Source organism: Enterocloster citroniae, from assembly GCF_040545455.1.
Lineage (GTDB): Bacteria > Bacillota > Clostridia > Lachnospirales > Lachnospiraceae > Enterocloster > Enterocloster citroniae.
The window spans coordinates 95,349-107,455 of sequence record NZ_JBEPLZ010000012.1; the positions used below are offsets into that span (position 1 = coordinate 95,349).

General features: G+C 52.1%; 11 protein-coding genes. 5 read left to right on the forward strand and 6 right to left on the reverse strand.

Annotated features, from left to right (window positions below):
- The first annotated feature begins 371 nt into the window (after positions 1-371).
- Both ABID13_RS16540 and ABID13_RS16545 read left to right on the forward strand, forming a co-directional pair.
- On the forward strand, positions 372-1,385 hold the full coding sequence (locus tag ABID13_RS16540) for a 2-keto-3-deoxygluconate permease (RefSeq protein WP_045091769.1): 1,014 nt from the start codon (positions 372-374) through the stop codon (positions 1,383-1,385).
- A 20-nt stretch (positions 1,386-1,405) separates the two neighbouring features.
- Entirely contained in the window at positions 1,406-2,578 is a 1,173-nt protein-coding gene (locus ABID13_RS16545) for an amidohydrolase family protein (RefSeq protein WP_045091768.1), read from the forward strand.
- Positions 2,579-2,638: 60 nt separating this feature from the next.
- Here ABID13_RS16545 and ABID13_RS16550 read toward each other — a convergent pair whose 3' ends face one another.
- From ABID13_RS16550 to glyA, 4 genes are all read right to left on the reverse strand, one after another.
- Entirely contained in the window at positions 2,639-3,280 is a 642-nt protein-coding gene (locus tag ABID13_RS16550; protein ID WP_045091767.1) for an RpiB/LacA/LacB family sugar-phosphate isomerase, read from the reverse strand.
- Positions 3,281-3,424: 144 nt separating this feature from the next.
- Complete coding sequence (locus ABID13_RS16555; RefSeq protein ID WP_048929536.1) at positions 3,425-4,564, reverse strand: glycerate kinase family protein; 1,140 nt, start codon at positions 4,562-4,564, stop codon at positions 3,425-3,427.
- Between the two features lie 111 nt (positions 4,565-4,675).
- Positions 4,676-5,872 carry a CdaR family transcriptional regulator gene (locus ABID13_RS16560; protein ID WP_048929537.1) on the reverse strand — a complete coding sequence of 399 codons (1,197 nt, stop codon included), beginning with the start codon at positions 5,870-5,872 and terminating at the stop codon, positions 4,676-4,678.
- 92 nt (positions 5,873-5,964) lie between these two features.
- Positions 5,965-7,212, reverse strand: coding sequence for a serine hydroxymethyltransferase (gene glyA, locus ABID13_RS16565; RefSeq protein WP_048929538.1), 1,248 nt, complete (start codon positions 7,210-7,212; stop codon positions 5,965-5,967).
- 282 nt (positions 7,213-7,494) lie between these two features.
- Here glyA and ABID13_RS16570 point away from each other — a divergent pair, with 282 nt between their 5' ends.
- The 3 genes from ABID13_RS16570 (at position 7,495) to ABID13_RS16580 (ending at position 9,769) form a co-directional block, all read left to right on the forward strand.
- Positions 7,495-7,833: a hypothetical protein gene (locus ABID13_RS16570; protein ID WP_007863356.1), complete on the forward strand. Its 339-nt coding sequence runs from the start codon at positions 7,495-7,497 to the stop codon at positions 7,831-7,833.
- Positions 7,834-7,989: 156 nt separating this feature from the next.
- Positions 7,990-9,240 carry a DUF2157 domain-containing protein gene (locus tag ABID13_RS16575; RefSeq protein ID WP_045091765.1) on the forward strand — a complete coding sequence of 417 codons (1,251 nt, stop codon included), beginning with the start codon at positions 7,990-7,992 and terminating at the stop codon, positions 9,238-9,240.
- Positions 9,221-9,769 (forward strand): GDYXXLXY domain-containing protein, encoded by a 549-nt coding sequence (locus ABID13_RS16580; protein WP_048929539.1) that lies wholly within the window; start codon positions 9,221-9,223, stop codon positions 9,767-9,769. The genes ABID13_RS16575 and ABID13_RS16580 overlap by 20 nt, the downstream gene beginning before the upstream one ends.
- Before the next feature lie 97 nt (positions 9,770-9,866).
- Here ABID13_RS16580 and ABID13_RS16585 read toward each other — a convergent pair whose 3' ends face one another.
- Positions 9,867-10,679 carry a MurR/RpiR family transcriptional regulator gene (locus ABID13_RS16585; protein WP_048929540.1) on the reverse strand — a complete coding sequence of 271 codons (813 nt, stop codon included), beginning with the start codon at positions 10,677-10,679 and terminating at the stop codon, positions 9,867-9,869.
- 35 nt (positions 10,680-10,714) lie between these two features.
- On the reverse strand, positions 10,715-12,103 hold the full coding sequence (locus ABID13_RS16590) for a sulfatase family protein (protein WP_048929541.1): 1,389 nt from the start codon (positions 12,101-12,103) through the stop codon (positions 10,715-10,717).
- Positions 12,104-12,107: the final 4 nt, after the last annotated feature.

A 12,107-nucleotide genomic window follows, 5' to 3' on the forward strand; every position in this document is an offset into this window, starting at 1 on the left:
AGCTCCTCCTTTTTCATCGTTCCCTCCGCTTGATACTCCCTCCAAGCTGAAGTCTCCGGCGGACTTCCTAAGGTGTACTTCTTAAGGCGTACTTGAATCATTCTATCTTATTAATTGCAAAAATGGAATTAAGAAGTTGCAAAGAATGGTAAAATTGCAATTGTTGCATATTCACCGGTTTATGGCTTTTTGCAGATTCGGGGGCGAATTATTATACAAAGTTCCCAATTATCTTTACCCATTTTTATATTATTTTCACAAAAAACATTTTTATCGGAACCCTTCCACCAATATGGCATGGCTTTTGCTTTTATATACAGGCAGAAAACATTGCAATGGTTCGTAAAAATCAAATCAAAGGAGATTAGATGATGAAATTACTGGCAACTATGAAACGATTTCCTGCAGGTGTTATGGTAATCCCCCTTCTTTTGGGATGTACCATGAATACATTCTTCCCCAATGCCCTGACCATCGGCGGCTTTACCACGGGTCTGTTTAAAAACGGCGTTCCCACCCTGATCGGCCTTTTCCTGTTCTGCAGCGGCGCTACCATTGACGTAAAAATGGCCGGAGCCACGGTATGGAAGGGTGTTGTGCTCACCGCCCTTAAATTTTTTATCGGCTTTGGCCTGGGGCTGCTGCTAAATGCCCTGTTTGGGGAGGCCGGTTTTCTGGGCCTGGCTCCGCTGGCAGTGATCGGGGCCGTGACCAATTCCAATGGCGTGATCTACGCAACACTGGCCGGTGAATACGGGGATGAGACAGATGTGGGGGCCACCTCCATCCTGGCCCTTAATGACGGACCCTTTTTTACCATGATCGCCCTGGGCGCTTCGGGAATGGGCAACTTTCCGGTCACTGACATTATTGCAAGCATCATCCCCATGGTGATCGGATTCATCATTGGCAACCTGGACCATGACTGGAGAAAAATACTGGCAACCGGCATGATCCTCCTTCCCCCGTTTAACGGCTTTGCCCTGGGAGCGGGCATGAACTTCCGCAACATCATAAGCGCAGGCATGTCCGGTATTGTACTGGGGTTGTTAACTGTTTTGGCCACCGGCCTTCTCTCCTTTTTTATCTACAGCGCCCTTCGCAGGAAAGCGGATCCCATGGGCGCCGCCATTGGCACCACTGCCGGAGTGGCCACCACTACCCCCACCGCCGTGGCCATGGCAGATCCGTCCTTCCAGCCCCAGGTGGAGACCGCCACTGCCCAGACAGCTGCCGCCGTGGTCATCACAGCCGTACTCTGCCCCCTTCTTGTATCCTGGCTGGCTAAATTTTCCAAAAAATGGAATGCGGCCCATGGGATTATGGAAACAGACATGGCCCTCGATCCCCTTTTGGAGGAAGCAGGCACCAACATTGAAGAATAGCGGAAGGAGGTATAATAGAAATGAACCGATTGATTTTGCGCGCTGACATGATATTGCAGGGCAAGGAGCTGGCCCCCGTGGAAAAAGGCGCCCTTGTAGTTGAAAATGGACGCATATGCGATATATTTCCACAGCACGTCCTGGACGGTCATCCCATTGAGGACGCCCGGGAGTTATGCTTTCCGGGCCAGACCCTGATGCCGGGTATGATCGAATGCCACAACCATCTGTGTATTGACGCCACTCTGCCGGACCACCTGGAACTGCTGGAATGGAGCAGCGAATGCCAGCTCACCATCCTGGCCCTCAAAGGCTTGGAGGAAGACCTCCTAAGCGGTGTCACCACCGCCCGATGCATGGGCGATAAGTATTACATTGACGTGGCTATGAAAAAGATGATCCAGGAGAAAAAGATCAAGGGGCCCAGGCTTCTGGCAGCCGGTATCGGCATGAAGGGAAGCCATGGGGCAGGTTATATCGGAAGCCCCCACTGCGGTGCTGAGGAGATCAGGGACACCTGCCGGAAGAACATGAAAAAAGGCGTGGATCTGCTGAAGCTCTTTGTAACCCCCGGGGTCCCGGATCCCAATTCCTCCTTTGTTCCCAGTTTCCTCAGCCCGGAGGAAATTGCCATGGCTGTCAGCGAAGGGGCGCGGCTGGGAATTCCCGTGGCCGCCCACTGCATCGGGGGCCAGGGCTTAAAGGACTGCATAGAAGGCGGCGTACAGGTGATTGAGCACATGTATATGGCCACGGAGCAGGACGTGGAACTGCTGGCCGCCTCCAACTGTGTGGTGGACCTTACCTCCGGCATCTTCCTGGATCCCAGCAGGGAAGCGTTCCTGTCCCCCTCCAACGCCAGGAAGGTGCGCCTGAACCGGCCCCGTGTGCGGGAAAATGTAGCCCGTATTCTTAAGGCAGGGCTGCCCTTTGTCCTGGGCACGGACGCCTATCACGGATATCTTTACCGCGAAGTGGAATATGCGGTGGAGCTGGGAGCCGATACCGTAACCGCCCTTCAGGGAGTCACCTCCCATGCGGCTGACATCTGCGGCCTGGGCCATAAGCTGGGAAGCCTGGCTCCCGGGCTGGCTGCCGACATCATTGCCGTAAAGGGCAATCCCCTGGAACAAGTCTCCTGTCTGTCCCAGGTGGGATTTGTAATGAAGGACGGGACGATCTGTAAACAGTAAAAAAACAGCCGGCCGGTACCTTTTAGATACCAGCCGGCTGAGTTTTTTCCATTCTTATAGCTATGCCAGGAGACCCCTGATATAGGAAGCCAGTTTCTCGTCCCTGCATGTTTCAAAAAAGAGCTCTGAGAATTTCTCTCCCGCAAACGCTCCCTTCACAAGTTCCTGATCCAGTCCCCGGAAAATCTCCACCAGGTCCTCCTTAAATGTGACCTTGCGGACTTCGTCCAGGATCTTCTTATTCCTCTGTTCCGGCACTGCCCTCTCCCTGGGATATCCCTGGCCCGATGGCTCGCAGAACAGTTTTTCAAAAATATATTCCAGATTCAGGTCGCCGCCCCAGCCAAATCCCTTTGCAAAAGGAAGGGCAATGGCATTGCCGTCATTGATCTGGGCAAATGTATATGCGTCCAGGGCATCCTCCACATGGCCGCAGATCACACCCGGAAAGGAATTGCAGGCCAGCATGGCGCCCTCCCCTGTTCCGCATCCGGTTACCACATAGTCGGCCGCCTTGCTGTTAAGCAGAGCTGCCGCCAGGATCCCCACCTGTACGTATGTAAGCTGTGCCTGGTCCTCTGCCGTGTACATGCCGTAGTTATCCACTTCATAGCCATAGTGGTCGGCCACCTTTTTTAAGGCATGATAGATCATTCCGTTCTTGGCTCCCTGGCTGTTTTCATTGATAAGCGCGATTCTCATATCTTCACCTCTCACTTGATTTTGTCCCCGGAGTGCAAAGCCGTACTGCCGGCCCTGCACCTGCGGACACTTACAAGCATATCGCTCAACCGATCCCCTGTCAATAAGATCTTGATGGTCTCCTTAAGAGAGCTTGATGAGATCTTATCTGAGGCTCATCCCGGCCTTCAGCATCCTGAACATCCTGTCAGCCGCGCTCACATACAGCTCCTCGGAGCGGTCCAGGGCTTCCTCCAGCTCCATGGCCCCGTTGATGGTGGTCATGATGCTGTCCACGCCGTGATCAAAGATTGTCTCCGCCTTGTGGCCCATACCGCCTACAATGGCTACCACGGGGATCCCCCTCTCTTTGCACCGCTGGCCGATGCCGCTGGGCACCTTGCCGAAAGCGGACTGCCAGTCCATTCTGCCTTCCCCTGTGACAACCAGGTCCACGCCCTCCAGCAATTCATTAAAATGCACCAGGTCCAGCACTGTATCGATTCCCGATTTCAGGTTTGCCTTAAGGAATACACAGAAAGCCGCCCCCAATCCACCGGCTGCCCCGGATCCGGGGATCTTATCCACATCCACGCCCAGTTTTTCCTTGATCAGAGCTGCGTAACGGATCATTCCGCCTTCCATGATATCCAGGATCTCAGGAGTACCGCCCTTCTGCTTGCCGAATGTATAGGTGGCTCCGTCCGGACCGGTCAGAGGGTTGGTCACATCGCACATCACAGTGAACCTGGCCTGTGCCACGCCGTGGTGAAGGCCGCTCACAACAATATCAGCCACCTTGGTAAGGTCCTCCCCTTTTCCTTCCAGCTCATTTCCCCGGTCATCCAGGAACTTTACTCCTAGCGCACGCATGGCCCCCATTCCGCCGTCATTGGTAGCGCTGCCGCCAATAGCAATGGAGATCTTCCTGTATCCCCTGTCCAGGGCATCCCTGATCAGTTCCCCGGTTCCATAGGTGGTGGTATTCAGCGGGTTACGCTTCTCGGCGGGAACCATGGGAAGGCCTGATGCGGCCGCCATCTCAATGATGGCGCTGTCCCCCTCAAATTCCCCGTAAAAGGATTCACACTCCTCCATGAGAGGTCCGTGTACCGTAAGTCTGCGATAGGTGCCGTTAAGGGCTGAGATCACCGCATCAATGGTTCCCTCCCCACCGTCAGCCACAGGCACGCCCGCAGTCTCACAGCCCGGAAAAATACGTCCCGCGGATTCCTCCAGCAGGGCAGTGATGCGCTCAGATGATAAGGTTCCCTTAAATGAATCAGATGCAAATAAAAATTTCATGTTCCGCCTCCCAAATAATCATTGATTTCATGTATGTCCCATGTGGTTTCACTATCTACTATTTTAGTGGTTCCAGGCATTTCCGTCAATGTTTTACAAGACAATCATTTTTTATATTATATATTCTACAGAACAAATCTCCTCCATCTCATCCTTTATATCCCTGAAAAACAGCATGGCCATATAGAATACAGTGGCCTGGCTCACGAGGCGGACATCATACCCGGTCAGTTCCTTTAACCGCTTCAGCTTGTAAGTCAGCGTGTTTTTATGGATGTGAAGGGTCTGTGAAGCTGCATGAAGGGAGCCCTCGGACTCAAAATACGCTTCCAGAAGACCCATCCACCGGCACAGTTCCTCATAGCTGCATTTCTTAAACAGTTTATGGATGTACTCCGCCTTCACCCCATCTCCCAGATCCTCTGTAAACAGTTCCAGGGTTACGCTGTCATAGGTGAGGATATCCTGTTTGGCCATGCCGGCGGAGCGCCAGGCCTTGTTGGCCTGTCCATAGGCCACATGGATATCCTCCGCCCTTCCGTCAATGCCCACCACCATGCGGATATTGAATTTTTTCAGCACAGCTGTGCGGATGCGCCCGGCCAGCTGCTCCATCTGGCAGTCGGAGCATTTTTTCACCAGGATCACCTGCCTGCCGCCGCTTCTGAGCACAAGGCTGCCTCTGCCTGCAAGGGATGCGCTCTCCTGTTCCACCTGCTCCAGCAGCTTTTGTCCGGCTGCCGTGGATGCGTACTCCTCCAGTTCCCTGGCACTGGCCACCATCACACGCCTGGGCACTGCAATGTCAATGCCCAGGGCAAATCCCCTCTCCTCCAGGATCTTGGGCTGCATCAGCCCGCTGCCGATCACCCAGTCCTCCAAAAAACGGTTCAGGACCCTCTGCCCCATGCGGCGCTCATCCTGTTCCGCATTTTCCCGGATGAGTATTTCCACCATCTTTTTTACAACCTGTCCATAGCCCACCACTTCGCTGTAAAGTCCCGTTATCCCGATCACACCCACGATCCTTCCCCCATGGTTAATGGGAAGGTTTAACCCCGGTCTGGAGGTGGCAGTGGCATGCTCCTCCTCCACATACAGCTCGGTCAGATGCTCCTCGATCACCCTCCCGGCCCCCTCGTGAAGGCTGCCGATCCTGGTCTCATCCGTACTGGCGATCACATATCCCCTGCGGTCCATCATGTTGATGTTCTGCCCCACAATAGCCCCCACTTCCTCCACAACAGACTGGGCCCCCTGCCGTGACAGCTTCAGCCCGCTTTCCATTTCCAGTTCATACTGTTCCATATCCCCTACCCCCAGGTTTTAAAAGGGCTGCCCCTGAATATACCAGGTGCAGCCTTTTATCGGTTACGTGTTCCTTATATCGATTGATAGTCCTATTTGTAGATCGGATACTTATCACAGAGTTTTGTGACCTCGCCCCTGATATAATCAGCCTGATTCTCAAAGTCCGTGGCAGCCAGCCAGATGCACTCGGCAATCTTAGGCATATCATCTTCCTTCAGACCCCTTGTGGTGATGGCCGGTGTTCCAATGCGGACGCCGGATGTGACAAACGGGCTTCTGGGGTCGTTGGGAACCGTGTTCTTGTTCAGCGTAATAAACACCTCATCACAGCGGTTCTGCAGTTCCTTGCCGGAAACATCCATTCCCCGCAGGTCCACCAGCATCAGGTGATTGTCCGTGCCCCCTGTAAGGAGCTTGAAGCCCTGGTTCTGAAGAGCCTCTGCCAATGCCTTTGCGTTTAACACTACCTGGTGCTGATATTCCTTAAACTCAGGTTTCAGGGCTTCCCCAAAGCAGATCGCCTTGCCGGCGATCACATGCTCCAGCGGTCCGCCCTGGGTTCCCGGGAAGATAGCCTTGTTAAAGTTAAACTTCTCAGCCGCTTCCTTGTTGGCCAGGATCATGCCTCCCCTGGGTCCCCTTAAGGTCTTGTGGGTGGTTGTGGTCACTACGTCAGCGTAAGGAATGGGGCTTGGATGCTCCCCTGCTGCAACAAGGCCTGCGATATGGGCCATATCTACCATGAGATATGCGCCTACTTCGTCAGCTATTTCACGAAATCTCTTAAAATCAATGGTTCTGGCATATGCGCTGGCGCCTGCCACAATGAGTTTTGGCTTTGCCTCTTTGGCGATCCGCTCTAACTCGTCATAGTCAATGTATCCCTCGTCATTCACGCCATATGGTACGATATTGAAGTAAAGGCCGGAAAAGTTAACTGGGCTTCCGTGGGTCAGATGGCCGCCATGGTCCAGATTCATACCCATGACCGTATCCCCTGGTTTTAACATGGCGACAAATACCGCCATGTTAGCCTGTGCTCCGGCATGGGGCTGGACATTGGCGTAATCACAGCCAAACAGTTTCTTGGCACGCTCGATTGCCATGGTCTCCACCACGTCCACACACTGGCATCCGCCGTAGTAACGCTTTCCTGAATATCCCTCCGCATACTTATTGGTAAGTACGGTTCCCATCGCCATCATCACCGGCTCAGAAACGATATTCTCAGATGCGATCAGCTCCAGGTTGCGTCTCTGGCGCGCACACTCCGCCTGAATGGCCTCGCCCACTTCCTTGTCATATCCGGTAATAAAATCCATTACTTCATTAACCATTGTCCTACCTCTTCCTTTCGTTTTCGCCTGCTAACGTGACAGCCTTTTTCTGCTGATTATAACCTATCTATGGTTAAAAAGCAAGTCATAGAGCGGCCTCCGGAGAGAATAGACTGACAACTTTTTAACGCACTTCTTAATGTTTCCGTAATAATCATAGTACTTTCTTTATACTTTAGACACAATTTGGTCACAATTATAGTCTATTATCAAATTCGTTCCAAAAATTTACGTTTTATGGAAAATCTCATCGGGAGGTTTTCAAAGGAGAGGAGAACTATTATGAAAAAATCTATGACAAAATCCATGACAGCTGTTCTGGCAGCAGCAATGATCGCAGCAGGACTGACTGCTTGCGGCGGTTCTGACAACAAGGCAGAAACCACCACAACTGTAGAGACCACTGTAGCTGCTACAGAGGAGACCACCACAGCAGAGGCTTCCGAGGAAGAGACCACTGTTGCTGAGGAAACAAGCGAAGAAGCTGATGCAGAAGCTACCACAGAAGAAGCTGCCGATGCTGAGGAATCCACTGAGGCCGAGGCTTCTGAGGAAGAGTCCACCGAGGCTGCCGCTGACGCAGCAGCTGCTGTAGAGGAGACAACTAAGGCTGCTAACTAATCAGCGTTAGGCAAGACCAAAAGGCCGGGGCATTTGTTTGCCCTGGCTTTTTTAGTCCAAAATAATGACAAATGTCATTCCACCTGTTACAATCAACATCTGTTTCAATTCCCCGGACCAGGTTATAATGATCTTATAAGAAAGGGGGGCGAAACAATGAATTCAAATGAATTTTACAATGAGTTAAAACACCTCACCCAGCTGGGATATCTGGACCAGGTCCAGCTTGACCGGATCCGGGACGAGTACATAGAAACCAGGAGGGACCACCGTAACATGTTCCTGATATTTGCCTTGTTAGGTGTGATCTTTGTGGGAGCGGGCGTGATCTCCCTGTTCGCCTATAACTGGTCCATGTTTTCCAGGGAAATGAAAGCCCTGATCTCATTCCTTCCCCTTTTTGGCGTTCAGGGACTCCTTTACTGGAAAATACGCACCCAGGCGTCCGATGTATGGATCAAATCCCTTACCCTGGCTCTTGGCATTGCGTTTTTATCCGCTCTGGGTCTGATCTACCAGGCGTACCAGATCTCCCTCAGCCTTCATTCCATGCTGCTCACCGGCTTTCTGGTCATGCTGCCCGTGGTCTATCTTTTGGACGGATATTATCTGGCCATCCTGTACATGGCGGGCATATGCTGGGCCGGCGGAAACAGTGACTACACCCTGTTAGTCCTCCTGTTGGTCCCCTATTATATCAATCGGGTGAAACAGGGGGAGACCTGCTGGCAGTTATCACTGTGTTTCTTTTTCTGGATCCTTTATCTGGCCTTCCTGTACCTGTCAGGCGGCGCCTTTTATGCATGTGTCCTTGTGCTGTTTATCTATATGACCATTGAAAAGCCCGGCCTTTACCCCAGGCTGGCGGGAAGGCTGCTGTACACAATGCTGTTTTTAAAAGCTGCCTTTTATGTGTTCTTTAATGAGCTTACAGAACTGTTTGCGTACGGGGAGCCCAACCGGTATTTTCCTCATCTCCCCCGGTTCCTGCTTCTGGCACTGATGATCGCGGCTCTGGTCCGGCTGTATCTGTTTTGTCGAAAACAGCCAGAGGATGGGCGTGTGGGCCTGCTCCTGTCCCTGATCCTGTGCAGCCTGCTGGTAACAGACCTGATCCTGTTCCCAGAGACCTATGTGTTTGCTTATGAAGTCCTTGTGAATCTCTGCCTCATTGCATTCAGCCTGTACAAGCTGCTGGCAGGTGTAAAGGCAGCCAACCTTCCCTCTGTCCGGCGCTACACGGCCGCCATCATCCTGTATATCCTGTTCAAGGTATTTCTCGGGAATTACCAGCTGATGGTAAAAGGGATCGTCTTTCTCATGGCGGGCCTGGCTTTCTTTTCCGTCAATTACATGATGACCTTAAAGCTGAAAGGGGTGAATACGCATGAAACAAAATCGGAATAAAATGATCCTGTCGGCATTTTTACTGCAGATCCTTGTACTCCTCTCTGTCATTGCCCTGGTTTACGTGATATCAGCCAAGGGCCAGACCGTGACCCTTACCATGACCGGATACGATCCCTATGACGCCCTGCGCGGGCGCTACATCCGGCTCAGCAATCCGGACAGCCGAGTCATTCTGGACCCCGGATCCATAGAGCGCTACGAAAACAGGCGGTGCCGGGATCCCTACGTGTACGTGGTTCTGAACAGGGATCCCGGCACCGGCCTGTCCTCATTCTCCTATGCATCCCTGGACCGGCCCGATCCTGCAACACCCTATATCAGATGCTCCTCCGATTATCTGCGGACCTATGAGGGGGAATCGAGGGTCAGCATCCATCCCAGGATCGATCAGTATTATTTAACCGAAAAACATGCCGGGCACCTGGACCAGTCCATCCGCTGGGATACACCGGTCCGTCTGACCCTGAAAATATGGCACGGCATGTATGCCATTGATGGGATCGAGGTGGACGGGCAGGCCTATTAAAGCTCCCGATTTCTAATATCCATACCTAAAAAACGTACGGTTTTCCGCCACAAAGGTTCATACTCTGCAAAAACCGTACGTTTTTCACATTCCATATCTAATTTTGGATCTTGGAATTATAGTCCAGGCAGGCCGTAACCTCCTGGGAATACCGGTTCATATACATAAAATAGATCATGTCCACCAGATACAGCATGGCAAGCCTGCTTATAGTGGAGGTCCTCCGATCCCTGGCTTCGCTGCCGTACACATAGATGATATAATCAAACTCCTCCTCAAACTGCCGGTTGCTATGGTGGGTCATCAATATGGTGGCAGCGCCTTCTTCCCTGGCGATCCTCAGATTATCAAGCACATCCCGGGTGGTCCCGCTGTAGGTGATCCCCCAGAAGATAGTCCCCCTCCCTGCGTTCCTGGCTGCAAAATACTGCAGATTAATATCATTTAATGCCTGACAGTTTTTCTTGATCCTCTTAAACCGCAGTTCTAAATCCTTTGCAATGATCCACGAACTTCCAAGCCCAAGGACCACGATCTCCCCGGCCTCATGAAGCCTCTCGATCATCTGGTTCATCTGAACCGTATCCAGATGGATATGGGTCTCTTGAAAGGCTTCATAGATGTTTGCCAGATGCTCATCCGAAGACCTGCGGATGTTATTTTCCCATTCCACCCGCTCCCTTTCCTGCTCCGTCTCATGGACCAGCAGATACTTAAGCTCCGAAAAGCCACTTAATCCAAGATACTTGCAGAAACGGATCACGCCACTGGCCGACACATTGCAGGCGCCGACAATGTTCTGAACCTTCAGATCGGAATAATCCCTGTCCTCCATAAGATATTCTGAAATCTTCTGAAACGATATATTCTTTTCCTGCCTGGCCAGCATCAGCTTTCCCTTAAGCCCCATAATCCCACCTGATCCCCCTGAAACAGCGGCAGCTGTCATCTGCCTATGACGGATTCATAATCCTCTGAATTCTTACTGCTGGCCACGGCACATGTTTTCCTGTTCACTTTATACCTGCCGCCATATTCCTCATATGTCATAATATGGTCCCCGGTCTCTTCCCTCCAGGCTTTAAGGCGTCCGGCCAGCTCATTTTTTATGGTAGCATAATCCGGATGGGAATTCAAGTTCTCCATCTCATTGGGATCAAAGAGCAGGTCATAGAGCTGCTCCCCTGCTTTCTGCCGATTCATGATGCCCCCTTCCACCAGGGCCTGCTTGATCACGGACTCGTCACAGTTGGCCAGATTATACTGTTTCCAGTCATTGTCATAATACTCAATATACTTGTACCGGTCTGTGCGGATACAGCGCTGTGGCTCGTAGGACGCATGGAAATTCACTTCCGCAAACACCTCATCCCGCACCCGTACCCCCGGGTCCTTAAACACGGCTGAGAAGTCCCTGCCCTGGGCATATCCGGGCACAGGCAGGCCGCACAGGCTGCACAGTGTAGGCAGCAGATCGATCTGGGACAGCAGGCCGTCATAAACGCGGCCCATAGACTGTGGGAATCCGGGCACCCGCATGATAAAGGAAACCGCCATTCCCGCGTCCTTCAGCCCGCATTTGGAATAGGGGTTGGGGAGGCCGTGATCCGTTGTATAGATAATGATTGTTTGATCGTAAAGCCCGCTCTCTTTTAAGCCCTGCATCACACGGCCGAAACAACGGTCATAGGAGGCCAGTGACTTATGAAGCCTGGCCGTGTCCTCTCGGGTGCTTTGGTTATTCATTACATTTCCAGGAACCGCTATGTAATTGGGATCATACTGTTTTCGGTCCTCATCCGACAGTTCCGGGTAGATCCTGTGGGTGGCATGGGTTCCGTAAGAGAGGAAAAAGGGCCGGCTTCCATCATAGGAATCCAGAAATTCCCTTACCCTTTCTGCATTCCTCCAGTCCCATTCCAGCAGATCCGTATCATTTGCCACAAAGGTATCTTCCACTGATAGATTCGTATCATACCCCAGATCACGGCTTGCCCTCTCCGCCCGCCAAAGGGGTCTCCAGAAATCCCTCTCATGCTGTACCCCCGCCAGTATGGAATGATAGCCGTGTTCATGCAGATAGGATGCCATATGGTGTTTTTTCTCAGTAATGTCATGCCCCCTCTGGGACAGGCCGTTCAGTCCGTTGCAGTGGGAATACTGGGATGTCATCATAGCCCCCCGGCTGGGTGAGCAGGTGGGGCTGGCACAAAACATAGCCTCAAATACCATTGCATCCTTTGCAAACTCCATCAGGTGTCCGGTGGGAACATGAAACCCGTAGGGGCTGATGTATTTTCCCGTATCATGGGTGTGCATAAGCAATATGTTCATTTCC